Here is a 26458-nt window from a genome sequence, read left to right as displayed (position 1 = left end):
TTTAATTTGGAATTTTGGGTAGTAACTGAGCCTATCCGGGCCGGTTTAACACCACGACATTAGCTGCCCGGTTGCGCATTTTTGAAATTTTCATTGCATTAATTTTTAGTTTATGAATTGCCGGCAATAAAATATTGGTATTGATTATTGCCTGCCGGTTGAAACGAAATAAGCGGAATTTGGCTTTGCGAGAGAGGGGTAAAACTATAAATTACCGGGGTCAAAACATACAAAAACACCCTCTTTTGATAGTTTTTGTAGAATACGCGAGAAAATAAGTGTCAAATTCACTCTTATTTTCCCGCGAGAAGTTTTGTGGCAATGATTAATCGTACCAATAAAAGGCAGTCTTATTTAGAAGAGTTTTTCTCAAACTCGTTCATACGATACGAAATTTGAAAGCTGGCACGATGTTTTTTGATAAAGTCAGACGGATTGATACCGTATTGCTTGAAGAATTGTTCGCGAAAATATTTCACATCACTAAAGCCAACCTGAAAGGCAGCTTCGTTAACATTACAATTGGTTTGAATGAGCAATTCGGCAGCTTTGCGCAGGCGTACAAAGCGGATAAAATTATTGACCGATTGCCCCGTGATATTTTTAAGACGTTTAAATAAGGTTGCATAGCTGATACCGATCTCCTTAGCCAGCACATATACATCAAACTTATCATCGGTAAAGTAATGCTCTATGACCGAAATGCAATTATTCAGAAAATCTTTGTTTTCCTGTGAGATACTGCGACCGGTGCTTTTCTTGGTAACCTCTTTATAAAAGTAATTCTGTAGCTCTGTTTTGTTGCGCAGCACACTTTTTACCCGCGCTATAAGCAATTCTTTATCAAATGGTTTGCGTAAAAAATCAATGGCCCCCTCCTCCATACTTTTAAGCATAATATCCGGCGTAGTGTCACCGGTTAAAAGGATAACAGGGATATGGCTTATAGCCTGATCTTCTTTAACAATCCGGCACAATTCAAGCCCGCTGATACCATCCATTACAATATCGCTTATAATTACATCAGGGATATGTTTTTTAATAAGCTCAAGGCCTGTGGAGCCGTCCTGCGCCTCGATTACGTTATACCCCGGCGTAAAAATCTTTTTGATGTACGTACGGATCTGGTCATTGTCATCAATCACTATAAGTGTATGCCTGGCCGAACTGAATAGCTCCAATGCTGCCAGATCCTCATGTTCAGGTATAATGTCTTTGTTATCATCGCTGATAAGCTCGTTTACGTAGGTGTAATCCGGCACAACATCGTCAACAATAACATCTCCCGAAAAGTGTGCTTTACCTTTTGGCAAGGCAAGCACAAAGGTTGTGCCCCCATCAGGATTGTTGGAGTAGCTGATATTACCTTTATGGCTCTCAACAAACACCTTAACCAGGTATAAACCTATACCAAAACCTTTACGGAAATAGTTTTTATCCTTTGCCTGGTAAAATTTATCAAACAGCCTGTCGCCGGCCTCGGTATTGATACCTATGCCATTATCAATTACTTTAAAATATACATAACCATCGTCCTGTTCAATTGCAACGTGGATAGTACCTCCATCGGGAGTAAACTTTATAGCGTTTGAGATGAGGTTAAATAACGCTATTTCTATCTTTTCCAGGTCGCAGTATACCTCAATAGCGTCTGCTCCTCCTCCGAGGGTATAATTGAGGCGCTTAATTTTGGCCTGCTGAATAAAGCACGAGTAAACCTCGTTACACAAGGTCGCAAAATTTAACCTGCTCACTTTCAGCGAAGCATTTTCGCTTTCGGTTTTTCTGAAAAGGAGCAAATGATCAACCAAACCAAGCAGGCGGCGTGCGTTGCGATATATCGTGCTCAACTCTTCCGTGTTTCCTTTGCTTTGATTAAGAAGATCCTTTATAGGATTAATAATAAGCGTTAACGGCGTTCTGAACTCGTGCGATACGTTGGTAAAGAAAGTCAGTTTCTTTTCATTAAGTTCCTTTTCCTTCTCTACCTGCAGGTTGGCCAGCTTTACTTTAAACGTGAGGCGCGCCTGGTTTAACCGATATCTGTAAAAGGCGTAACCGATAGCAGCTATTAACGACAGGTAAATTAAATAAGCCCACCACGTGCGGTACCAGGGAGGCAGAACTATGATTTTAATAGCGATAGGCACCGCCGTCCATTGCCCTTCTGTATTGGTAGCCCTGACTTTAAGCGTATAAGTACCTTCATTAAGGCGCGAAAAATAAGCCGACTTTAGTTTGCCTACATAATTCCAGCCATGATCCCAGCCTTCAAGGTAATAAGCGTAGGAGATCTTTTCGGGAAAAGAATACTCAAGCGCTGTGTAACTGATGTTCAGGGTAGCCTGACTAAATGGGACAGTTACTTTTTTTAATTCATTTAATGGCAACTTTTGTGCATAACCACTGTCGAGTTCAATAGACACGTTGTTTATTTTAAAATCAGACAGCATGAGCTGGGGCTGATGCGCGTAGGGGGCAATACTATCGGGCGAGAAAAGGTTAAACCCCTTTATGCCTCCGAACAGCATTTTACCCGACGACAGTTTTAGCGCTGCATTATAATTGAACTGGTTGCTTTGCAAACCATCGGATGCATTGTAATTGGTGATTTTTTTTGTGGTTACATTAAAGCTGGAAAGGCCATTGTAAGTACTGCACCATAAATTTCCGCTGTTATCTGCCAATATATTCAATATCGTATTGCTCGGTAACCCTGCCGATTCTGTATATCGTTTATACTGATGGCTGTTGATGTCATATTGCAGCAGCCCTCCGCCCTCGGTGCCAACCCAAAAATTGTGTTTAGCATCTTCGGCAATGGCCCTGATAGCCTGTCCAATAAAATAAGTCTGGTGTTTTTTATGCAGAATATCAATTTTAATCAGGCTGTTGTAGTTACCTGCCCATAAATTGCCTGCATGATCCTCAAAAAGTGCGTGAATATTCACCAGGCTGTTATCAAAAAGCTCGAACTGATCTTTGGCACGATTATACAAAAACAAAGCACCTCCCCAGGTGCTGCCGGCCCAAAGCCGGTGCTGCGAATCTTCGTACAGCTTCCAGAAATTCTTTTCTTCCTTTTTTTCTACCGGGTTGTAGCAACTATAGTGTCTAAACTGCCCTGTTATATTATCGAAGGCATCAATACCGCCGTTAAAAGTTGCTACCCATATTTTGTTGGTATAATCGTTTAAAATGCTTACAACAAAATTACTGCTGATAGATCCCGGAACATTCTGATGCACATAAGGGGTGAACGTATTTGTTTTAGTATTCCAGTAATTTAGTCCTCCGCCGTCGGTGCCTACCCATACATTATGCTGTTTATCTTCGCAAAACGACAGGATAAAATTATTGATAACACTGTTTTTATTGAAAGCATCATGTGCAAACAAATGAAATGATGTTGGTTTACGGTCAATAATGTTTACACCACCCCTTAAAGTTGCTATCCAAATCCGCGACTCTTCATCCTCATAAACAAAGTCAACAGCGCCACTACGTAAACTGTTCGGCGTTTCGCCGGCAGTAATGTAGGTAATATTATTGGTAGCAGGGTTCCAGACCTTGATGCCACCACCATTTGTTGTAACCCAGATATCGCCGTTTTTTGTTGCGGCCAGACTAAAAATATTACTGCTTGTTACTTTATTAAGCCCTATATCGAGCTTTACCGTTTTCCGGATAACAGGATCATATGAAAACAGTTCGTTACCCCATCCTGCAATTATTTTCCCTTTTCCATCGATGGTCATACAACCGGCATATGCCAGCTCCGGCGCAACGATCTTTATTTTGTCGGTTGCTGTATCATACCTGCCAAGGCCTGCCCCGTTTACCAGTACCCATACGGTGCCGTGTTTGTCCATCCGCGCGGCAAGTGTATTAAACCGCTGCTTGTTAACATCATAAAGTATCTCTTTACCAATGGTATCTGTTTTACCAAACTTGAGGAAGCCATATGTACCATTGGTGGCAAAAATATTGCCCGACCGATCGGCTACTATCTCATTGATATTAAACCCAATTTTAACTGGCTGATGCTTTTCATTATAGCAATAAAGGGCATGAAAGCGCGAGTCGGCATAATCAAAATACATGAGCCCTTTTTCAGTTCCCACATATATTCGTCCGCCGCTGGCATTAATGGATTTAATGTGGTTATTGACCAGCGAGTTTTTGTCGCCCCAAATATTCCGGAAAACTTTAAATGTGTAACCATCATAACGGTTAAGGCCGTCATAAGTGCCCATCCACATAAAACCATATTTATCCTGTGTAATACAGGTTACCGCGTTATTTGAAAGGCCATCCTCAATACCTAAATACCTAACCGGGAAACCAGGGCCTTTTGCTGAGGCTGTTAAAAAATAACATAAAAAGGGAATAAGCAAAAAGGCCTTTAATCGCTGAAACATTCGCCGTATAATCAATAACTGGTTGTTTCCAAAGGTATCAAAATGCAGCAGGCTTTCATTCGCAAATTTTATCCTGTTTTGGTACCACAGGAATTACAATACATCAAAAGCGTATCAGAAAACATAAAGAAAATAGCACAGCCGTTAACGACAAATAATTAACAATTAATTATATTTGGGATATTATAAACCGGTTCTTAATAAAGATTTTATTGTAATGACTATCACCTCTAAAAAAGGGAGTGCTGTAATTGCGCGTAATCAAGTGATTATGTAGTTATAGCAGGTCATACCATTGATTAAAACATTTGATTAAACATTTACCCGCATTGACTAAATATTTATTTGTTTTTTATTTATGCCTGTGGGGGCTTACTTCCCATGCACAAAACGTACTCAGGGTTGATAAAAATATTCAGCAGCATAAGTTTACCCTTAACGAGGTAAAATACCTGCAGGATAGCACCGGGAAACTCACATTCCAGGACATACAGAAAATGAGCTCCTCTTTTACCGAAAACAGCTCATACTATCCAAGTAATCATCATAAAAACTCAACATACTGGTTCCGCATACGGATGTATTTCAGCGAGCCTGTAAATAATAACAGCATCATTGAACTGTTTGATCAAACAACTGATGAAGTTACGGCTTATATGCCTGACTCGGCAGGTGGCTATATCAAAAGTGAATCGGGCGCTAATCTTGATTTCAGCAAAAGGCTTTTTCATCATAAAAACTTTGAGTTTTTAATTGGGGATACACAGCCTGGCTATCATACTTATTATTTCAGGATAAAATCACATAATGCCGTAAACGTAATTATAGTTTACCGCACCATTAATTACTTTATTCATTATGCACTTAATGAATATTTAACCTACGGCCTGTTTTATGGCATGATCCTTATTTTTTGTTTCCATAACCTGCTCATGTTCCTGGCGGTTAAAAAGAAACAATACCTGTATTATGTATTTTACATTTTAAGCGTAGGGCTTTATGAAATGAGTGCCGACGGCATCGCGTTCCAGTATCTGTGGCCAGAAACTCCGGGATTAAATCACTATGGCAACGGCATTTCCTTATACTTCATCAGTATTTGTGCGCTGGTATTCAGTAAAGCGCTGTTGCAGGTTAAAGAAAAGGCTCCCCAATTTAACATGTTAATCAATTACGTTTTATTACTGCGCACCGTTTATTTTCTGTATTGCCTTATTTTCAACAAATCGCTGTTTGTGTACAAGTTTGTTGAGGTCATCCCTTTATCGCTGGCTTTTGCTACCGGTGTGTATATATTTAGAAATGGCTACAAACCGGCCCGCTTCTTTGTGCTGGCCTATTCGGTACTATTTGTGGGTTTTACCGTTAAGGCGCTCACCGCCCTTGGTTATACCTATTTTTTACCTGCTCCTATAAGTTATTACAGCCTTAGCTTTTGTTTTATCATTGAGATGGTACTGCTGTCATTTGCCATCGGCGACCAGGTTAGGGTGCTACGAAAAGAAAAAGACGCAGCTCATGAAGAAACCATAAGGCAAATGCAGCTGAACAGCCAGCTACAGGATTCAATTAATGAGGAACTGGAACGGCAAGTGCGGGCCCGAACGCATGAACTGGTTGAAAAATCAAACGAAATAACACAGCAGAGCCAGATCATCGAAAATCAAAACAAAGAACTACTGCTGGCCAACCTGCAACTGGAAAAACAGGCAGGCGAAATATTGCGCATGAACGTTTTACTTGAAAAAGATAATGTTCAGCTAAAAACAAACATTGAAAAGGTAACTGAATCAAGGGCACTTTCTACCGAGCTGGGCTATGAAGAGTTCAGCGCTAATTATCCCGACCAGGAAACCTGCTTTAAGTTCCTGTCATCATTAAAATGGAAGGATGGCTTTATTTGTACACGCTGTTCAAACACAACATATTGTGCCGGGCGATTGCCGCATAGTCGCCGGTGTACCAAATGCAGTTATGAAGAATCGGCATTGCATAACACCATATTTCAAAACAGCCGCATCCCTATCAACAAGGCATTTTATCTCACCTATCTAATTTACAGCACCAACGGAACGATATCATCGCATCAGCTTTCCGAAAAGCTCGATATCAGGCAAAGTACCTGCTGGACATATGCCATCCGCATAAAAAAGGTGCTGCAGGAAAAGAAAAAATCACGAAAGAAAAATGATCAGCAAGGGTGGACAGTGCTGGTGATGTGAGATAGCTTTGTTGGACTGGGCTATTCATGTTTGTTTTCACATCTCCCCAGAGCCTCTCATAGATTCAGGTTAATCCACAAAATTACTTGTCGTTCAATCAGCGAGATGTTTTGTTTTGCCCCTCTGAAGCAAAGGAATGCTGTTAGAACTATAAGCTACAAACCTTTTGCACCTCTGGTGCACCAGTACTTAAGTACATCTCAATTAATGTTTGTCTATTAAATTATAAAAATCCCCCGGAGGGGGAAAAGGTTTGTAGAAATAATGCCCTCCCCCCTTGTCCGAACCGCAGAGAGGTTCAACTTATGCAGATTACTCAATTGATAATAGCCATTTGAATATTAGTTTTATGCGTTAACCTAAATTCGCGATATGTCCTAATCAGACAGAAACTTCATTTCTCTCCTGATAAAGCGGGTTTTAACCACCTTTCAATCCCCTCAATTGTCATTTTTTAAAATATTTTCACTTTTTTTTCTTGTTCACCAAGCGTATCACCCGAAAAAAACAACAGGATGTAACCTGCTGTAAATACGCAACTTCAACGTTTGAGTTATTCGTTATCAAAACGTATCAAATTTCATTTAAATATCTTAAAATCAATAACTTACATACAATACAGCTATTGCATTATTGATTTATTCCACGTTAAATTTACCCCACCAATTACCAGTTAGTAATACGCTTAACCAACAAATCGCTTATATGAAGTAAAGATCGCGCGGCAGTATTTACCTGCACTGCTATTGTGTAAACCAGGTTTGCCTATAGCCTATTCCGGCAGCCATAGCTGCTTAACCAACTAAACAGCAATTAATTATGAAGAAAAAAATTACGCTAATTTTTGTTTTACTTATTACCATACTAACACGGTCCTTTGCACAGGATATTACCGTGAAGGGTATTGTTAAAGACAGCCAGGGTCTGCCAATACCTGGCGCCACTGTTAAAAACAAATCGACAGGTGCCGTAACTGTTACCGATTTAAAAGGCAGCTATTCAATTACCGCAAACGGCAACGCTACACTTGTATTCAGCTTTGTGGGTTCGGCCACACAAGAGCAACCAATTAAAGGCCGTACAACAATTGACATTACCCTCGCCGATGCCAACAAACAACTGGAAGAAGTTGTGGTGATTGGTTACGGTACCCGTGCCGTTAAAGACGTTACCGGAGCCATCAGCAGTGTTAAAGCCGAGAAACTGGAGAACGAACACCCGGCCAGCGCTACCGACATTATCAGGGGTAATATCCCGGGGATTTCGGTTGCATTGAATACCTCGGCCAAAGGTGGAGGCACAGGCGATTTGCAAATCAGGGGTAAAGCCTCTCTTTCGGGCAACGTTCAGCCGGTTATCGTATTGGATGGTGTAATTTATCCTGGCCAGTTAGCCGATATCAACCCTAACGATATCGACCGTGTTGACGTACTGCGCGACCCAAGTGCACTTGCTGTATACGGTGCGCAATCTGCCGGTGGCGTTGTAGCTATCACTACCAAAAAAGGTAAAAAAGGCGGTACTCAAATCACCTTAAATGCAAACTTTGGTATAGCACAACTATTACAAAATCAAAAATATTATACAGGCGATGGCTTCCTTAACTGGCGTGCCGACGGAGCCCGTAGTTCCAATACTTCAAACCCCTATTATTATTACAGCAATCCTAACAAGCTGCCCGATGGCGTAACGCTTGCCCAATTCCTTAACGGGGCCACAGGCGATCCAACTACTATCTGGCTGCAGCGTTTAGGTTTATTCCCTAATGAGATTGCCAATTACCAGGCAGGTAAAATGACCGACTGGTCAAAACTGGTATTCCGTAATGGTTTCCGCCAGGATTATACAGGCAGCTTCTCGGGTAGTTCAGAAACGGTTAAATACTATGTATCGGGCAACTATACTAAAAACCAGAACCTAATTCAGGGCGGCCAGTACACCGACGGCCGTTTCCGTGTGAACCTGGAAGGTAAAGCCGCCAAATTTCTAACGCTTGGTGTAAACGCGCAATTTGCAAGCCGTGATGAAGGTGCCGCCAGCACCCCGCTGAGCGGACAGGCTATTGACGCTACCGAAGCCGACTGGACGCAGATCATCAACTCATCGCCTTATGGTGATATGTATAACGCCGACGGTTCATTACGACGGATTGATACTGACGACAGTGGCTTAAATCAGCGTAACCCTTTCCTGGGTAACCGCTACAATCAAAACGTGGCTGTTCAAAACACATTATTCTCTGTGCTTTTTGCCCGTTTAGATCTTCCTTTCGGTATCAAATACACGGTGAATTATGCACCAACCATCGAATCGTACAGAAACTTCTTCTTCCGCCCGGTAGCTAACCCTAACGAACTTTCGGGTGGTACTGCTATCCGTACACAGGAAAACCGTTACCGGTACAATCTTGATAACATATTAAGCTGGAACAAATCATTTGGCATCCATAGCTTTGATGCAACTTTCCTGCTTAACAAAGAAAAATACCAAACCTGGTATACCAATGCGTCAAACACGCAGTTAACCCCAACAGATATTTTAGGCTACCACAATATTGGCGCAGGCACTTTACCTGTTGAAAGCAGCGACGACCGCGTTTATAACGCTGACGCGATCATGGGCAGAATCAACTATACCCTGTTAGGCAGGTATATCCTGACAGCAACTGTGCGTCGTGACGGTTTCTCGGCATTTGGCTTACAACATCCGCGTGAAGTTTATCCTTCTGGAGCAATTGCCTGGGTATTCAGCGACGAAAGCTTTATGAAAGGCGATGCCTTTAAATGGCTTGACTATGGTAAATTACGTTTCAGCTACGGCGCAAACGGTAACCGTACCTCAACTACTACCGCCGATCCATCTATCTCATTAGCTGTATTAGGTGGTATTAAATATCCTACTGCAAACAACTCGGGTACCGTTACCAATAACAGTGGTATTTATGTAAGCACCTTACAAAATGCCCAGTTAAAATGGGAACGTACCGTAGGGCCTAACATCGGCTTGGACTTCACCATACTGCACAACAGATTAAGCGGCTCGATAGACGTTTATGATCGCAAAACTACCGACCTGCTGGTAAAACGCAGTATCCTTGACGTTCAGGGCTACAATTCATCAGGCGATTTGGTTGGCGGCGCTAACAACTCAAACCCTTATACCAACATCGGCCAGGTTAATAATAAAGGGTTTGAAATTTCATTGGATGGCAAGATCATGAAAAGTGAAAACTTTAACTGGAACGCCAGCGGAACTTTCTTCCTTAACCGCAACAAAATTGTTCACCTGTATGGCGCATTCCCGGTTACTGATGCTAATGGAGTTACTACCAATGTTGAAAAAGATGATATCGGTAATGGCTGGTTCATCGGTCATGACATCAACGCAGTTTGGGATTATAAAATCCAGGGCGTTTGGAAAACAACCGAGGCTGATCAGGCTGCTAAATACGGTGCTAAACCAGGCGATTTTAAACTTCAGGACGTAAACGGCGACTTTAAATTCACCAATGATGATAAGCAATTCCTGGGTTCACAAAACCCAAGCTTTAGCTGGTCGTTACGTAACGATTTCAATTTCCTTAAACACTTTGATGTATCGTTCCTGCTGGTATCGAGCATTGGTCAACTGAAACAGTATAACCAGGCTTTAAACAATCCAGGCAGCGTAGGTTTTGCACGTATGAACTCATACGTATTACCTTACTGGACACCTGACAACCAGATTGATGATTATGCCCGCTTAAATTCAGGCTCATCGGGCACTACCATTAACGTTTGGCGCAAAGCTTCGTTTGTAAGGTTACAAACCGCTTCTATCGGCTATACTTTCAGTCCGCAACTGATCAAACGCCTGGGCATCTCAAGCGCCAAAATATTCGTGAACGCAAGCAATGCTGCTGTGTTTTCAAGCTGGCCGCTTTGGGATCCGCAAAATGGAGGTCCTACGCCAAGATATCTATCAGCCGGGTTTAACGTAGTTTTTTAAAGAAGGGATTTTAATACATGAACAAGATAAACAAAAACATCATGGCTGCGGCTTTAACAGCAGCAACCATATTTATAACCGGAGGCTGTACCAAGCGGGCCGATCTGTATCCACAGGCTCCCTCAAAATTTACACCCGACGTAACTTATACCTCGCCTGCTGCATTTAAAGCTGCTTTGGCTACCCTGAACGTAAGCGTTAGGTTTGAGTACTTCGGCGATTCGGCCCCATTACTTACCGAATCGATATTTACTGATGCAGCCGTTGAGGGTACCACCGATAAAACCACACCGGCACAGGATTTGAACGCACGCATCACCCCTACTGCCAACCTAAACAGCGATGACTATAATAAAATTGGCCGCTACTGGAGCGCATGGTACCAGGGCATTCATGATTGTAACGTAATTTTATCGAGGTTAGATAACATCAAATGGCCTTCGGACGCTGACAAAAATTTGGTTAAAGCTACCGCGCTTTTCCACAGGGCGTACCGTTACTATCGTTTAGTGCATGAATTTGGCGATGTACCATTGTTGCTGAAAGAAGAAACTGCGGTAAACACAGGCTACTTCAGCACGCAACGTATAGTGATCCTGAAGCAAATGAAAACCGACCTGGAATTTGCTGTAGCTAACCTTACCGATGCAAATGCTAAAGGTGATATTTCAAAAGGCGGTGCGGCCCATCTTTTAGCTAAGGTTGATCTGGCCCTTGGTTTATTTGATGATGCTATCGCGGCATGTAACGTTGCAATCAATGGCCCGTATCATCTCATGACCAGTCGTTTCGGTATAGTAGCGAGCGACGCTTCAAAAAACATCATCTGGGACCTTCATCGGCCGGAAAACAAAGCATTGGGAACGAATGCCGAAGCTTTATACGTAGTGCTTGACCGCGAAACACTTGACGGTGCAACACCAAATGGATCACAGGTGATGAGGAACTGTGTGCCGATGTGGCATAACGGTACCATCCTTACTCCCGGTGCGCTTAAACCGGGTATCTCAGATAAAGTAACCGAAGAATTCCCGCTTACCTTGTGGTATGGTCGTGGTATTGGCCGTTTACGCGGTACGCCTTACGCTACCAAATACATCTGGACAGATAATACCGACTTAAGGCACGCGCCCGGAAACTGGATGAACATGACCGATCTGGTTTATAATAGCCCCGCTATCAAAACATCCGACCCTACCTGGTACGGCAAACACCTGGAGCAGTACACCGATGCCAATGTAAGCAAACGCTTCCTGAATGGTGCAAAAGATACTATCCGTGCATGGTTTGGTTGGCCGCATTATAAAGTGTTCATCGGCTCGGGCCCTATTGCGCTCGATAAATGGTGGAGCCCACCACGTGGTACTAATACCGACTGGTACGTTTTCCGTTTAGCTGAAACCTACCTGCTGCGCGCCGAGGCATATGTATGGAAAGGCCAAAATGCACTTGCTATGGATGATATCAATAAGGTAAGGGCACGCGCCAACGCACAATTGTTAACCGATCCGGGTAGCGTAAACATAGGCACTATACTCGACGAGCGCCAAAGGGAACTGTACTGGGAAGAGCCACGTAAAACCGAGCTTACCCGTATAGCTTATATCTTTGCGCAAACAGGTATCCCTGCTTATAACGGAAAAAGCTACAATGTGGCCAATTTCTCAACAAGCAACTTCTTTTATGACAGGATCATGGAGAAGAACGACTTTTATAAAAACCCTAACGTTGTAACCAACTCTGGTAACCATTTCACTATTTCGCCGTACCACGTTTTATGGCCTATCCCGCAAAGCGAGATCGACCTGAACGTAAATGGACATATTAACCAAAGCAAAGGATATTCAGGTTCTGAAACCAATATCCCGCCGCTTGATAAGATCGTTCCTTAATTTAGTTGAATTTGTAACATTTGAGCCGGGCGTTAGTCAATTGACTAATGTCCGGTTTTTTGTTTTTTACGGATTTAAAAGCGTAAAATAATTAGCCGCCGGCACATTTGTGTATCTGATTTTTTCACATATTTAAACATTATTTAAACCTGATATCGAAAAATATGGGCCTGTTCAATATCCTTCGTAACGAACTTATCGACATCATAGAGTGGGTTGATACCACTCAAAACACCCTTGTATGGAAATTTCCGCGCCATGACAACGCCATTAAAATGGGCGCCCGACTGGTTGTGCGCGAGTCGCAGGCGGCCGTTTTCATGAATGAAGGCCGCATTGCCGATGTGTATGCTCCCGGCACCTACGAGCTTCAAACCCAGAACATGCCCCTGTTAACTACCTTAATGAGCTGGAAATATGGCTTTCAAAGCCCGTTTAAGGTTGATGTGTTCTTCGTGAGCCTTCGTCAGTTTACCAATCAAAAATGGGGTACCAAAAACCCGGTAATGATCCGCGACGCTGAGTTTGGCCCCGTACGTTTAAGGGCGTTCGGTTCTTTTAACTTTAAGGTTCAGGACCCAAAGAAATTCATCGCCGAAATCTCTGCTACCAATCCGGATTTCGTTATTGAAGATATCAATGAGCAATTGCGCAACACCGTTGTATCGCGCGGAATGGATGCCGTGGCCGAATCAAAAATAAACGTACTTGACCTGGCAGCCAACTATAACGAAATGGGTAAATTCATAACTGAATCTATCCAGCCCGATTTTGCTGACCTTGGTCTTACCCTGACCAAATTACTGGTTGAAAATATTTCGCTGCCGCCAGAAGTTGAGCAGATGCTTGATAAACGGAGCGAGATGGGCATATTAGGCAACCTTGGCGCTTATGCGCAATTTCAGGCTGCCAATGCCATTGAAAAATCTGCCGAAAATACTATAGGTGGCAACCTGGGTGCTGCCGGTATGGGCCTCGGTGTTGGCGCGGCCATGATGGGCCAGGTTGGTAATATTTTTCAGCAAAACCAGGTAACTCCTAATAACACTGGTGGTGATGTTCCCCCACCTCCTCCCCCTGTTGTTCAATATCATATTGTAAAAGAAGGCAAATCTGACGGGCCGCACTCTTTCAGCGACATCAATGCTATGATTGCCAGCGGAGCATTAAGCAGAGAAAGCATGGTTTGGAAAAAAGGTATGGCTGCCTGGGCTGCCGCATCATCTGTTGAAGAGATTGCAGAACTATTTAACAACGTACCTCCGCCAATTGCCTAACCTGCGATCATTCCTAATCCTATCTTTCTGAAATGAACAACGAGGTTAATCCATCAGCCATAAACAATTCCTTAAACTGTTCGGGCTGTGGCGCATTACTGCACTTTAATCCAGGCACACATAACTTGCTATGCGATTATTGCGGTGTGAGCAATGCCATTGAAAGTGCTCCCGATAGTCGCGACATTTTATCTTATGACTATGAGGAGTTTATTGCCGGTATCGATAACAATAAACAAAGCGCCGATCTTAAAGTAGTAAACTGCAAAAACTGCGGTTCGCAAACCATTCTGGATCAGTTTGTAACTTCAGATAAATGCCCGTTTTGTACAGCCCCACTGGTGTTGGACCTGGAAAGCGGGCAACAATATGTACCGCCGCATTACATTTTACCCTTTGCCGTTACCCAACAACAAGGGATCGAATTTTTCAAAAAATGGCTTAAAAGCCTGTGGTGGGCTCCCAATGATCTGGCTAAAAAAGTAAGCGACGCATCATCGGCACTTAAAGGCGTTTATGTCCCGCACTGGACTTATGATACCTATACGATAACAGATTACAGCGGCGAGCGTGGCGATTACTACTACACCACCGAAACATATACTGAAACCGTTGACGGTAAATCTCAAACCAGAACCAGACAGGTACGCCATACGGACTGGTCATATGCTTCAGGAAGAGTGGAATGTGATTTTCGCGACCTGATGGTGCCGGCAAGCAAATCATTGCCCGAGAAAACGCTCGATAAACTTGGGCCCTGGAATTTTAATATGCTGGTTAAGTTTGATGAACGCTATATGAGCGGCTTCCGTTCCGAAACCTATCAGTTAGATCCGGAACAGGGTTTTGTTAAAGCTACAGAGCAAACTTCAGGGCCAATACACTCGGCAATTCGGGATGACATTGGCGGAGACGAACAAAGAATAGATAGTACAGACACTCAATATCTTGACAAAGCTATAAAATACCTGATGCTGCCTGTTTGGGTAAGTGCCTATAATTACAATAACAAGGTCTATCAGTTTACGGTTAACGCCAGCACGGGCGAAGTTATTGGCCAGCGACCGATAAGCGCTATTAAGATCATCCTTGCTGTATTGCTTTTAATTGTTTTGATAATAATCGGGGTGATTTTGTATCAGAATGCGCATCCTAACGGTTGATTATTGATTAAAAAAACGCTCATATAAAAAAATCGTCATTGCGAGGTACGAAGCAATCCCCAATTTGCAGGTCCGCTCTGTATAGTTCGCGATTGCTTCGTACCTCGCAATGACGATTCCTATTGAGTAACCAACTCCTTCTCAACCTTTCTAACCCGTTGTTGTTTTACAGCAGGTTTCTTATTCCGCTTTCCCCACCAGATATAAAAACCGGTTATAGGTAAACTGGCAGATACCATGGCCAGGAAAAACGCTACAACTTTACCGGGGATACCCAGTATAGCCCCAACATGGATATCGTAATTCATACGCCTCAATTTATCGGCAGCACCGGCATCTGCATAACGCCCGGAGTAAGGCCCTGCCGATTTGACAGGCTTAAGCGTATACTGATCAAAATTGTAAATATTGGTCTTGTAATAAGTACCCGAACGCAGGTAAGTTATCACTTCCACCAGATCGGCTTTTTGGCCGGGTAAATTGATATAAAAACCTTCCGGCTTATCTTGCGCGGCAATCTGGTTCCATAGTTTATCAACAGAAGCCATATTGAATGACAGCTTCGAGGTCGTATCTGATACCATGGCGGTTTCTTCGGTCAATGATTTTCCGCCCGATGTAGCCCAGTATATTGATTTACTCACCCATGGAAAACTCCACACCAGGCCTGTTAAGGCTATGATAAGCAGCAACAGCATGCTGTAAAAACCAAACACGTTATGCAGGTCATAATTTACCCGTTTAAAGCTGGCGTTCCATTTTACTTTAAAGCTTTTATCGCGCGTGGCCTTAGTCCACTTTTTGGGCCACCACAATACCAGTCCGGATATTAAAAGCACCACAAATATCAATATGGCTACGCCAATTATCGGTCGACCTATGGGATATGGCAACCATAAGGCACGGTGCCCATGTAGTATAAATCTAAAAAAATCAAAGTCGCCCTTGTTACCCACAAAATCTGTAGTCGTTTTTTTCAATACGCGCCCGCTATAAGGATCTATAAAAACGGTTATCAGCAAACCCGTTTTACGGCTATAGGAAACCGCCGCGGCCGACTGATCGGGTAAACCATAGTTTAATGCAGTAGGTTTCATTCCCGGCACCATTTTAACGGCGATGCCTGTCAGCACTGAAGGCGGCAGCATTTTTTTATTTTGCGGCTGTACGTGTGTCCAGGGTTCAGTTACACTGCGGATCTCTTTTTCAAAAACATAAATGGCGCCTGTAATACTTACAATCACCACAATAATTCCCGAAAAAAGCCCAAGCCACAAATGCAGCCACGCAGAGATTCTTTTAAATAATGAATCGCCTTTCTTTTTTGATTTAACGGCTCGTGCCGGGGTAGCAGTTTTAAGCATATTGAACTAAAAAGGCAGGCCGGAATCCCGGCCTGCAGGTGAATAATTTTTTTAGAAACGATAGCTGATACCAAGACGGTAGTTACGTCCGGCCTCTGCCTGCCAGTAATAATAGGTTGCATATGCCGCGCCGCTGTACAGGTACTTATCAAGCAGGTTATACACGTTAGCGCTTATCTTGATGTGGTCTTTACCCCAAAACAAGCCGCCATCAAACTTGTAATAATCCGGCAATTGCAACTGACCGCTGCTGGCGTTCCATGTCCAGGTGGTACGGTCGCCCTGGTAGGTTGCACCGGCGTAGATACCGCTATTTTTCAGCGCGCCATTTTGTATGGTATAAGTTAATGAAGCATTTATGTTATGCTTGGCGTAGCCGGGCACTTTTGCACCAACAACAGCCGTAGCAGGCAGGTTGGCTGCACCACCGGTTTTAGAGATCTTTGAATCGGTATAAGCATAATTGGCTACTAATGAAAGACCGCTGAAGATCTGTCCGCGGGTATCAAATTCAATACCCTGGGTTTTGGTTTGGCCAACATCTATCACAAAACCTTCGGAGCCTTTGTTATCAGGGTCGGCAGTAAGGGTGTTGTTTTTAAGGATACGATAAGCAGATAAAGTAGTGCTCCAGCTGCCATCAAACCAGTCGCGTTTAACACCGGCCTCCAGGTTATTGCCGGTAATAGGTTTTGGCAAACTGCCATCGCGGATCAAGGCGCTTTGCGGCACAAACGACTGATCATATAAACCGTAAACGGATGTTTGCCTATCGATATTTACACTTACGCCAAAACGTGGGGTAAATTTTTTCTGATTACGACCAGCAAGATAATTGATCTCTTTTACATAGGTATAACGGCCGGCAAGGGTTACACGTAGTACATTATCAAAAAAGCCGAGCTCATCCTGTCCGTATACACCGGTGTATGACTGGCTCGATAGGTTACCTGCACCTCGTTGTGCCAAAGGTTTCGATCTGTCAAATACCGGTAAACCCAAAGCAGGCTGGTTATAAACCGGGTTATTGATGTTAAAAGGTTTAGTGTCGCTGTCAATAGCGCCCCCCTGTCCCCAGTCGGCAATGTATTGTTTGTTGCCCAGGTCAAGACCGCCCAATATGCGGTGACGTACAGCACCTGTCTGCACATCGCCATTTAAAAATATCTGGCCAAATTTCATCACGTTTGATGCATCCCAGATAGATACGCTCCTGATCAGATCGCCATTAGCTTTTACGCTATTTACCCAGGCCGAGCTGCCTTGTTGCTGGTAGTTGAAATAGCCCAACTGCCCGGTTAGTTTCCAGTGCTCATCTATCTGGTGGTTGAGATAAATAAAGGCGCTGTTATCTTTTATATAGGTAGGTGCTATGCCGGGTTCGGTTATGGTAAAATCGCGGGGTTTTATGGCGTAGCCCTGAGTTGCAAAAACATAGTATGACCCAAGGTTTGATAATTTGGCATGCTGATAAGTGTACTCAAATGTTAACGAAGTTTTATCATCAACTTTCCAGGTAAGCACCGGTGCTATGCTGAAGCGATCATTAAACTCGTAATTACGGAACGAGTTTTTGGTTTGATCCATCAGGTTTAATCGATACGAAAGGCTACCCGATTTAGTGGCTTTGCCATCCAGATCTAAAGTGGCGCGGTACAGGTCATAGCTACCCATGGTCATGGTGGCTTCACCGTTAAAATCTCTACCGGTAGGCTTTTTGGTGACCACGTTATAAATACCGCTTGGCTCGCCGTTACTCATCATAAAGCCGGCCGGGCCTTTTACAAATTCAATCCGGTCAACAAAGCTCATGTCTTCACTAAGCGGGCCCCAGTTTGATGTAACGTTCATGCCATTGCGAAATGCCGCAGCACGGCTGCCACGCATATTTACACGGGTATACAGATCGCCCCAGTGCTCCAGTCGGGTTGCACCGCTCACGTTGCGGGTAACACCGTCGCTCATGGAGATCACCTGCTGATCGGAAAGGGTTTGTGATGTAATTACCTGGATGTTTTGAGGCGCTTCCAGCAAAGGTTCGTTCAGCCTGATTGAGTTGGAAGGCACATCGGCCTTATAGCGGCTTTTAGCGCCTGTAATAGCTACCTCTTTTAATATACCGGCATTTTCTTTCAGCATAAAATCAAGGGTTTGAGTACTGCCGGAGGCCACGGTTACAGACTGCTCTTCGGGTGCAAGGCCCACTGCAGATACGCGGATAATGTAACTGCCCGGTTTGATCTTACCAATGGCATAACGTCCGTCGGCATCAGTAAGGGCTCCATAAGTGGTATTTTTTAAGGCTACGGTAATACCAATTGCAGGCTGACCATCGGCTGTGGTAACCTTGCCTTTTATGCTGCCGGCTGCACCATCATCAGCCTTAGCTGAAACGGTTGAAAAAGAAAATAGGATTAATAGAAAGTAAAAATGTTGAAATAATAATGAAGTAAAGTTTGACCGTTTACTGCAGAGTAAAACAGATTTCATAAATTTGAGTGAAATGATTAATGGATTAAAAGGATCGGTTAACATTAACCCGATGTAAAGTTTGGCGACGGAGCATCGGGATTTTTGTTTTTATAAGAACCGTCAGGGGGGTACGTTGATGTTCATTGCTAACAGGATTTGGCGCAAAGAAACAATTTATTTAGAATTAGTCCAAATAAAATTAATATTCGTATTGATATTAAACAGATTTACAAAGCCTTACGAACAATTTTACTTACGTGACTTTCATCTGTTAACCCAAACTCGGCAGCTATTTGTTTAAGATTATACCTGCCGCTGGCTATCCGCTGTTTAATTAATTCATTGCGATAGTCACGGATGTAATCACGCAAGGTAACACCGGTATTCCTTTTAAAATAAGGCCCCATATATTCGCCGGCAATATTAAAATTGGCGGCCATTACCGGTAGCTTAAGCAGGCTGGGGTCGTAAATATGTTTATGGATATAACAAAATATGGCCTGCATATCTTTACTGCCGTTACCAGGTTTCTTTAACTCAGGCATATTTCTTTGCAAAACAGCCGATAGCGCAATGATCTGCATCCAAATAAGCTGCTCATTTAAAAACATATCATGCTTTAAGGAAACTATTACATTAAAGATCATTTCAATAGTGTGCCTGTCAGCGTTATTCAATGCAAAGCCCGATAAATGGGTTTCTCTGCTTTTGATGAGGTATTCAAGGTTTTGGACACCATGGTTGGTCTTGTCGCCCGCCTGATGAATATACAGATCGGTAAATTTCAGGTAGATAAACCGCGTGGGCTCATCTATCTCAAAATAATGAGATTCTTCCGGCCCCAGTAAAAACACATCCCCGGCATTATAACTAACAGATAACCTGTTTATGATGTGCGAGCCTGCCCCTTTTTTGATATAGATTAATTCATAATGGTTATGATTATGTTCGGGATGAGGCCATTTTTCTGTCTCAAAATCAGAAATCAGCACAGGTTCAAATTGCCGGTAACGTTCCATAGCGGAAATATACCATATTATCACAGATAATTACAATTTCGATTTATAGCTTTTAGCCATTTTTGATCAACAAATATTTTTTATCAAACACAAAAAAATGAAAGCTATAAAAAACACAGCTCTTGTTGTCGGCGCTAACGGCGTGATAGGTACTAATCTGATAAATTATCTTGAAGGGCTTAATAATTGGAACATTATAGCATTATCCCGCCGCGGCGGATCAAACAATGAGAATATCCGCTACATAGCAGTGGATTTGCTGGATGAAAACGACTATAAGCAAAAACTCAGTGTATTAACTGACGTTACACACATATTTTACGCCGCCTATCAAGACAAACCCACATGGGCCGAACTGGTACAACCCAACCTTGCTATGCTGATGAATGTTGTTTTAGCAATTGAGCCCATTGCCCATAATCTACAGCACATCAGCCTTATGCAAGGATACAAAGTATATGGCGCACACCTTGGCCCATTCAAAACACCTGCGAAGGAAAGTGACGCAGGGCACATGCCACCCGAATTTAATGTAGATCAGCAAATTTTCCTGGAGAAACTGCAGCAAGGTAAAAAATGGTCATGGTCAGCCATTCGTCCGTCTGTAGTCGGTGGTACGGCCGTAGGTAATCCAATGAACCTGGCCCTGACGATAGCGGTTTATGCTACCATTTCAAAAGAGCTGGGCCTGCCGCTCCGCTTTCCGGGTAAACCGGGCGCTTATGATAAATTGATGGAAATGACGGATGCCGGTTTATTGGCTAAAGCTACCGTTTGGGCCGCCACTACCCCACAGACCGCTAACCAGGCATTTAATATTAACAATGGCGACTTATTTAGATGGAACGAGCTTTGGCCTAAAATTGCGGCCTACTTTAAAATGGAAGTTGCGCCGCCGCTCCAAATGCCCTTGCAAACTATTATGGCAGATAAAGAACCACAATGGAATGCGATCCGGGAAAAATACAACCTCTCGCCACATAGTTACCACCAGCTATCATCATGGGCATTTGGCGACTTTGTATTTTCATGGGATTACGATTTTTTTGCCGACGGCACCAAGGCAAGGCGCATGGGCTTTCATGAATTCATTGATACTGAACAGATGTTCTATAACTTGTTTAATGAACTCAGGGAGAAAAAGATCATACCCTGAATCATAATAAACCGAAGTTTCAAAGGGATAATTTCTGCCGGATTAATAACATGTGATAAGTAGTGATGAAAAAAAATGAAAATAAATTTGCGTAACCCACAAGTTACACATACATTTGAGTAACTTAAAAGTTACCTATCATGGCAAAAATCATTCAACACCAATTATTTTACCCTCACCCTCCCGAAGTGGTTTGGGAATTTCTTACCAATCAGGAATTGATAACACAATGGCTCATGCCCGGCAATCTGAAGCCTATACCTGGCCATGAATTTCAACTAAAGGCTAAACCAATGCCGGAAATGGATTTCGACGGGATCTTTTATTGCAAGATCCTGGAAGTGGTGCCATTTGAAAAACTCTCCTATTCATGGAAATTCGGGCCGGGTAATGGTGAATTGAGCAATTCGACAGTAAACTGGATGCTGACTGAAAAAGACAACGGCACCGAGCTTTTACTGATCCACCGTGATTTTGCAGACTCTGTAAATCCGTTGATGTTTAGCTCGATGGAAAAGGGCTGGTTGGTACTCATTACCAAAATGCTGCAGGTTATAAATACAGAAAAAGATGGAACAGCCCAGGCTTGATGTATTCCAGGTAATTGCCGATCCGAGCAGGAGGCAGATACTGCACCTGCTTTCAAAAGATAGTAGCACAATTAATGCACTGGCCGAAAACTTTGATATGAGCCGCCCGGCCGTTTCAAAGCATATTAAAGTACTTTACAACGCCGGCTTTATCTCCATCCAGGATATCGGCAGGGAAAGGCATTGTGTTTTAAAACAGGACGGCTTTAAAGAACTTAATGAATGGTTAGCCTATTATGATAAGTTCTGGGGCGATAAATTGGACAAACTGGGGGTTTTAATGAACGATAAAATGAATAAGAAATGAAAGATCAGGATTTAACGGTAACCATAACGGTAGACAAATCGCCAAAAGAAGCCTTTGACGCCATCAATAATGTCCGTGGATGGTGGTCGGAAGAAGTTAAAGGCGGTACAGAACAACTTAACGATGAGTTCACCTATAAAGCCCGCGACCTTCATCGCTGCAGCATGAAGTTGATAGAAGTTATCCCCAACCAAAAAGTGGTTTGGCTTGTGCTGGACAACTATTTCAGTTTTACCGAAGACCAAACCGAATGGAAAGGCACCAAAGTAGTTTTTGAAATTTCCGAACAGGATGGAAAAACAAAAATCCGTTTCACACATCAGGGCCTGGTTCCGCAGCATGAATGTTATGAAGTTTGTTCAAACGCCTGGACAGGTTATATTACCGGTAGTTTGTACAAACTGATCACCACCGGTAAAGGAGAGCCTAATCCTAAAGAGAGTTAGGTATTCGTTCTGATCCACAGCATTAGGCAGAAACCAGACTTACGAAGTTTCAGAAACTTCGTAAGTCTGCATTTGCTCTGCTATTACTTCTCCCATTTCATCAGATTTTATCGCTGCGGGATATCCAAAAATTCAGGAGATTTACGTTTAAGAAAATTTGCTTATGAATTTAGGATTAGATCAAAAGGTAGCCGTTGTATTGGCGGCAAGTAAAGGATTGGGGAAGGCATCGGCTTTGGCTTTATCTGCAGAAGGGGCTAAAGTCATCATCGGCTCCCGTAATATAACCGAATTGAATTCGGCAGCAGATGAGATCCGGACACAAACCGGCAATGAGGTGATCAGCTTTCCGGTGGATGTTACCGACAGTGGACAATTGACTTCATTTATTAACCAGGCGGGCGGCGTTTACGGCAGGATAGATATCCTTGTCAACAATGCAGGCGGGCCTCCATTTGCCAAGTTTGAGAGTTTTGACGATGTCCAGTGGCAGCAGGCCTATGAGCAAAATATGCTTAGTTTCGTCAGGACATCCAGGTTGGTTTTACCTTTTATGAAAACGGCCGGCTGCGGCCGGATAATCAACATTATTAGTGGCTCAGTAAAGTCTGTATTGGCCAACTCTGTGCTATCTACCGCCATGCGCATGGGTGTAGTAGGCATGGCGAAAATGCTGGCCGATGAATTAGGCCCTTATGAAATTACAGTCAATAATATAGCACCGGGCCTTATTTTAACCGACCGGATCAAACACACGCTACCTCAAAACGTAGATCCGGAGGAAGCAATCAAAGAAAAAACAAAGAGCATCCCGCTTGGACGTATCGGCAAGCCTGAAGAATTTGCAGCACTGGTAGCATTTCTTTCATCCGCCCAGGCAGCCTATATCAGCGGGACAACAATACAGGTAGATGGCGGAGCAAATCGTGCTATCATGTAAGTTTTTATCAGGTCTCTTAAAAGAGATTTAATAACATTTTGCTTTATGCATTTTACTTTCAGCTTCTCAAGACAGTATTATTGTTACATTAACAGTTAAAAACACTATTGCTTTTTAGTTCAATTCCTCGATATTTGGTTTAGCCGCGCATAAGCGCAGGCATTTAACCAGTTTACCTTTAAATCAACAAAAAGCACAGGCATCAACCCCTAATGGCACCTGCATTTTTGATGAAAAATAACCTGCAAACCAAACTATACCATATGGAAAAATCACGCCGTACCTTTATTAAACAGGCAGCAATGGCCGGGGCCGGGATTATGCTTACGCCCAAAAGCTGGAGCGCCCAAAGTTATAAACGCATCATTGGGGCCAATGACCGGGTCAGGGTTGGAGTAATCGGCTTTTCAGACAGGCACAAAAGCTCGCACGTGCCCAGCTTCATGAACCATTGTAAGGAACTCAATTTTGAAGTTGTAGCCGTATCTGATATCTGGAATAAACGGCGTGAGGAAGGTGCTGCCCTATGGAAAGATAAAATGCAGCATGACGTAAAGGCTTACCGCAATAATGAAGAATTGTATGACAGCAAAACGGTTGATGCCGTATTTGTAAGCACCGCTGATTTTCAGCACGCAAGGCATACCATTGAAGCAGTAAAGGCAGGCTGTGATGCCTATGTAGAAAAACCTTTTGCCGAAACCATGGAAGATAACCGGGCTGCGTTAAAGGCGGTAAAGGAAACAGGCAAGATTGTGCAAATTGGGTCGCAGCGCAGAAGTGGCGCTAACTATCATGCCGCCAATGAATTTATCAGCTCCGGAAAATTTGGCCCAATTACGATGGTTGAGCTTACCTGGAACGTGAACCAGCCCGGCCGCTGGCGCAGGCCCGAACTGTTAAGCCAATTGAAGGAGCAGGACACCGATTGGAAGCGTTTTATCATGAACCGCCCTTATGAGGAATTTGATCCGCGTAAATATCTGGAGTTTCGCTTGTTTTGGCCATATTCATCAGGCTTGGCCGGGCAGTGGATGAGCCATCAGATTGATACTGTACACTGGTTTACCGGCTTAAAGCACCCGCGCAGCGTGGTTGCCAATGGCGGTATTTATATGTGGAAAGACGGACGTCGCAATTGGGATACTATATTGGCTGCATTTGATTACGGTCCGCTTAATGATCCAACTACCGGCTTTCAGGTTACCTTTGGCTCGCGGATGCATAATGGCGATGAGCACCCGGCAGAGATTTACTACTCCAACGGTGGCGAGCTTAACCTCATTACCAACACGGTATCCCCTACCGGGGGGCTTACCCAAAAAATGGCAGATGCCATGCACATGAAAGCCAACCTGCTGCCTGAAATTAGCCTTGCCAACACCGAAAAGGTAGTAGCATCGGCCAACACCGGCGGCGATATATTAACGTCAAACCACGTTCGCAACTGGATGGAATGCGTGCGCAGCCGTAAACAGCCCAATGCACCTGTCGAAGCCGGTTACAGCCACTCCATAGCCAATATTATGACCAATGCAGCTGTGCATACGGGCTATAAAGCTACTTTTGATGAGGCAACCCAGGAGGTAATGGCTAACGGGAAAGTGTTTAAATATTAAGGCTAAATAATAAAAATCCCCCTTTGAGATCTGTCGTGTGAACACATCTTTTAATCTTATTATTGATAGAAAAATGTCATTTCGACGAGCCAAGGGTGGGATTTGTGCGTTGAGCCGAGGAGAAATCTTCTACGCCCTGTTTTTACAGGTATAGTTGTAGAGCCTGATGTAGAAGATTTCTCTTTCGCTCCACCACTCAGTCCGCCGCTGCTCTATCGAAATGACATTTCTTTAAAGATGTGTCCATGCGATAGCCATTAAGAGTGGAATTGCACATTCCCCCCTCCTTATATAATTAATCTTATACACTAATCAACAAACATCACCCATACATGAAAATATTAAAAAATTGGGCTTGTATTTTTGCCGCTAACACCTTATTTGCTATGACAATACATGCTCAACAGGCCGAGCCGGTAAAATTGGTCAAATCAGCAGAAAATAAAATAGATATACTGATAGGTGGCAAACCTTTTACCACTTTCCTGTTTCCAGATACTTTGGAAAAACCAGTGCTATACCCTTTGCGGTCGGCAAACGGCGCGCTGGTAACCCGCGGCTTTCCACTGGCTCCGCGCCCGGGCGATCCTACCGATCATCCGCACCATATTGGCCTTTGGTTTAATTTTGAAAACCTGAACGGACTTGATTTCTGGAATAACTCCTATGCCATACCTGCCGCTAAAAAGAGCGGCTATGGATGGATCCGAACGGATAAAATTTTGGAAATGAAGGATGGCAAAAAAGGAGTACTGGCCTACCATGCTAACTGGACGGATCAGCAAAAACAGGTAATACTGGAAGAGCAAACCCGTTTTGAATTTAGCGGCAACGCTCAGGAACGAATCATTGATCGTGTAACTACACTTACCGCAGATAAGGATGCTCTTTTTAAAGATGCCAAAGATGGGATGCTTGGCCTGCGCCTGGCCCACGAGCTGCAAATCCCCGACCCTGCCGATCAGAAATTTACCGATGATAAAGGCAATGTAACAATAGTAAAAGGCGGCACCGATAAAGTAGCCAACGGCACCTACCTTACCAGTGAAGGCAAAACAGGTAACGATGCCTGGAGTACCCGCGGAGTTTGGTGCAAAGTATATGGTAAAATAGGGGCCGATTCGGTAAGCGTTGCTATTATTGATCATCCGCAGAACCCTAACTACCCTACTTTTTGGCATGCCCGCGGTTATGGTCTGTTTGCGGCTAATCCACTGGGCGAAAAAATTTTCACCAACGGCAAATCAGAAAAAAACCTTATGTTAAAGAAAGGAGAATCGGTAACATTCAGGTATCGGATCATCATACACAATGGCCCGCAAACCAACAGCGTTGCTCAGTTAAATCAGGCAGCAACGGATTTTCGTTCTTTCAAATAAATTTAATAGGTATTTGCCGGGATATTTCCCATTTTTTAATATCCCGGCAGGCGTCACAATTTTATGCTAAACAAAGGCTTGAGATTTAGATTCTTTCTGCATAATCAAGTAAAGTATCTATCTCAAGGCAGCGGAGGCTGTGTTTTACCTGGTGTTCAAATAGCCTTCGCGGGTTACAAAAAGCTTCAAATCTCCTTATTGTAG

The 26458-nt window shown here is 43.4% G+C and carries 16 protein-coding genes; 12 read left to right on the top strand and 4 right to left on the bottom strand.

The annotated features are described in order from the left end of the window. Window positions 1–350: 350 nt before the first annotated feature. Window positions 351–4421, bottom strand: coding sequence for a two-component regulator propeller domain-containing protein (locus ACEN9X_RS20705; RefSeq protein WP_413666939.1), 4071 nt, complete (start codon window positions 4419–4421; stop codon window positions 351–353). A gap of 329 nt (window positions 4422–4750) precedes the next feature. On the opposite strand from ACEN9X_RS20705, the gene ACEN9X_RS20700 reads away from it, so the two are divergent. The 5 genes from ACEN9X_RS20700 (at window position 4751) to ACEN9X_RS20680 (ending at window position 14962) form a co-directional block, all read left to right on the top strand. After that, a complete protein-coding gene (locus tag ACEN9X_RS20700) occupies window positions 4751–6643 on the top strand; it encodes a 7TM diverse intracellular signaling domain-containing protein (protein WP_413666938.1) in 1893 nt (630 codons plus the stop codon). Window positions 6644–7462: 819 nt separating this feature from the next. Further along, window positions 7463–10630 carry a SusC/RagA family TonB-linked outer membrane protein gene (locus tag ACEN9X_RS20695; RefSeq protein ID WP_413666937.1) on the top strand — a complete coding sequence of 1056 codons (3168 nt, stop codon included), beginning with the start codon at window positions 7463–7465 and terminating at the stop codon, window positions 10628–10630. Between the two features lie 17 nt (window positions 10631–10647). Then, window positions 10648–12522 (top strand): RagB/SusD family nutrient uptake outer membrane protein, encoded by a 1875-nt coding sequence (locus ACEN9X_RS20690; RefSeq protein ID WP_413666936.1) that lies wholly within the window; start codon window positions 10648–10650, stop codon window positions 12520–12522. Window positions 12523–12686: 164 nt separating this feature from the next. Next, the gene (locus ACEN9X_RS20685) at window positions 12687–13799 is read left to right on the top strand and encodes an SPFH domain-containing protein (protein WP_413666935.1); all 1113 of its coding nucleotides are present in this window, start codon (window positions 12687–12689) and stop codon (window positions 13797–13799) included. A gap of 32 nt (window positions 13800–13831) precedes the next feature. Then, window positions 13832–14962: a zinc finger domain-containing protein gene (locus tag ACEN9X_RS20680; RefSeq protein WP_413666934.1), complete on the top strand. Its 1131-nt coding sequence runs from the start codon at window positions 13832–13834 to the stop codon at window positions 14960–14962. Window positions 14963–15081: 119 nt separating this feature from the next. On the opposite strand, the gene ACEN9X_RS20675 is transcribed toward ACEN9X_RS20680, so the two are convergent. The 3 genes from ACEN9X_RS20675 to ACEN9X_RS20665 all read right to left on the bottom strand — a co-directional run bounded on the left by ACEN9X_RS20675 (window position 15082) and on the right by ACEN9X_RS20665 (window position 19817). Continuing rightward, window positions 15082–16326, bottom strand: coding sequence for a PepSY-associated TM helix domain-containing protein (locus tag ACEN9X_RS20675; protein ID WP_413666933.1), 1245 nt, complete (start codon window positions 16324–16326; stop codon window positions 15082–15084). A 51-nt stretch (window positions 16327–16377) separates the two neighbouring features. Then, a complete protein-coding gene (locus ACEN9X_RS20670) occupies window positions 16378–18816 on the bottom strand; it encodes a TonB-dependent siderophore receptor (RefSeq protein ID WP_413666932.1) in 2439 nt (812 codons plus the stop codon). A 209-nt stretch (window positions 18817–19025) separates the two neighbouring features. Continuing rightward, window positions 19026–19817 (bottom strand): AraC family transcriptional regulator, encoded by a 792-nt coding sequence (locus tag ACEN9X_RS20665; protein ID WP_413666931.1) that lies wholly within the window; start codon window positions 19815–19817, stop codon window positions 19026–19028. 97 nt (window positions 19818–19914) lie between these two features. On the opposite strand from ACEN9X_RS20665, the gene ACEN9X_RS20660 reads away from it, so the two are divergent. The 7 genes from ACEN9X_RS20660 to ACEN9X_RS20630 all read left to right on the top strand — a co-directional run bounded on the left by ACEN9X_RS20660 (window position 19915) and on the right by ACEN9X_RS20630 (window position 26254). Beyond that, window positions 19915–20973 (top strand): SDR family oxidoreductase, encoded by a 1059-nt coding sequence (locus tag ACEN9X_RS20660; RefSeq protein WP_413666930.1) that lies wholly within the window; start codon window positions 19915–19917, stop codon window positions 20971–20973. Window positions 20974–21113: 140 nt separating this feature from the next. Next, window positions 21114–21563 (top strand): SRPBCC family protein, encoded by a 450-nt coding sequence (locus ACEN9X_RS20655; RefSeq protein WP_413666929.1) that lies wholly within the window; start codon window positions 21114–21116, stop codon window positions 21561–21563. Continuing rightward, window positions 21544–21870 (top strand): ArsR/SmtB family transcription factor, encoded by a 327-nt coding sequence (locus ACEN9X_RS20650; protein WP_413666928.1) that lies wholly within the window; start codon window positions 21544–21546, stop codon window positions 21868–21870. Before ACEN9X_RS20655 ends, ACEN9X_RS20650 begins: the two co-directional genes overlap by 20 nt. Beyond that, on the top strand, window positions 21867–22316 hold the full coding sequence (locus ACEN9X_RS20645) for an SRPBCC family protein (protein ID WP_413666927.1): 450 nt from the start codon (window positions 21867–21869) through the stop codon (window positions 22314–22316). Before ACEN9X_RS20650 ends, ACEN9X_RS20645 begins: the two co-directional genes overlap by 4 nt. Window positions 22317–22479: 163 nt before the next feature. Beyond that, a complete protein-coding gene (locus tag ACEN9X_RS20640) occupies window positions 22480–23256 on the top strand; it encodes an SDR family oxidoreductase (protein ID WP_413666926.1) in 777 nt (258 codons plus the stop codon). Between the two features lie 263 nt (window positions 23257–23519). Continuing rightward, a complete protein-coding gene (locus ACEN9X_RS20635) occupies window positions 23520–24875 on the top strand; it encodes a Gfo/Idh/MocA family protein (protein WP_413671150.1) in 1356 nt (451 codons plus the stop codon). A gap of 332 nt (window positions 24876–25207) precedes the next feature. Next, window positions 25208–26254 carry a PmoA family protein gene (locus ACEN9X_RS20630; protein WP_413666925.1) on the top strand — a complete coding sequence of 349 codons (1047 nt, stop codon included), beginning with the start codon at window positions 25208–25210 and terminating at the stop codon, window positions 26252–26254. Window positions 26255–26458 lie beyond the last annotated feature (204 nt).

The sequence above is a fragment of the Mucilaginibacter sp. Mucisp86 genome (assembly GCF_047324315.1).
Taxonomy (GTDB): domain Bacteria; phylum Bacteroidota; class Bacteroidia; order Sphingobacteriales; family Sphingobacteriaceae; genus Mucilaginibacter.
This window is presented reverse-complemented; position numbering and strand designations above follow the sequence as displayed.

Excerpts from the sequence above, each read along its gene's own strand:
- ACEN9X_RS20705 (WP_413666939.1), bottom strand. The coding sequence starts at position 4,421 with ATGTTTCAGCGATTAAAGGCCTTTTTGCTTATTCCCTTTTTATGTTAT.
- ACEN9X_RS20695 (WP_413666937.1), top strand. The coding sequence starts at position 7,463 with ATGAAGAAAAAAATTACGCTAATTTTTGTTTTACTTATTACCATACTA.
- ACEN9X_RS20690 (WP_413666936.1), top strand. The coding sequence starts at position 10,648 with ATGAACAAGATAAACAAAAACATCATGGCTGCGGCTTTAACAGCAGCA.
- ACEN9X_RS20685 (WP_413666935.1), top strand. The coding sequence starts at position 12,687 with ATGGGCCTGTTCAATATCCTTCGTAACGAACTTATCGACATCATAGAG.
- ACEN9X_RS20680 (WP_413666934.1), top strand. The coding sequence starts at position 13,832 with ATGAACAACGAGGTTAATCCATCAGCCATAAACAATTCCTTAAACTGT.
- ACEN9X_RS20675 (WP_413666933.1), bottom strand. The coding sequence starts at position 16,326 with ATGCTTAAAACTGCTACCCCGGCACGAGCCGTTAAATCAAAAAAGAAA.
- ACEN9X_RS20670 (WP_413666932.1), bottom strand. The coding sequence starts at position 18,816 with ATGAAATCTGTTTTACTCTGCAGTAAACGGTCAAACTTTACTTCATTA.
- ACEN9X_RS20665 (WP_413666931.1), bottom strand. The coding sequence starts at position 19,817 with ATGGAACGTTACCGGCAATTTGAACCTGTGCTGATTTCTGATTTTGAG.
- ACEN9X_RS20660 (WP_413666930.1), top strand. The coding sequence starts at position 19,915 with ATGAAAGCTATAAAAAACACAGCTCTTGTTGTCGGCGCTAACGGCGTG.
- ACEN9X_RS20655 (WP_413666929.1), top strand. The coding sequence starts at position 21,114 with ATGGCAAAAATCATTCAACACCAATTATTTTACCCTCACCCTCCCGAA.
- ACEN9X_RS20650 (WP_413666928.1), top strand. The coding sequence starts at position 21,544 with ATGGAACAGCCCAGGCTTGATGTATTCCAGGTAATTGCCGATCCGAGC.
- ACEN9X_RS20645 (WP_413666927.1), top strand. The coding sequence starts at position 21,867 with ATGAAAGATCAGGATTTAACGGTAACCATAACGGTAGACAAATCGCCA.
- ACEN9X_RS20640 (WP_413666926.1), top strand. The coding sequence starts at position 22,480 with ATGAATTTAGGATTAGATCAAAAGGTAGCCGTTGTATTGGCGGCAAGT.
- ACEN9X_RS20635 (WP_413671150.1), top strand. The coding sequence starts at position 23,520 with ATGGAAAAATCACGCCGTACCTTTATTAAACAGGCAGCAATGGCCGGG.
- ACEN9X_RS20630 (WP_413666925.1), top strand. The coding sequence starts at position 25,208 with ATGAAAATATTAAAAAATTGGGCTTGTATTTTTGCCGCTAACACCTTA.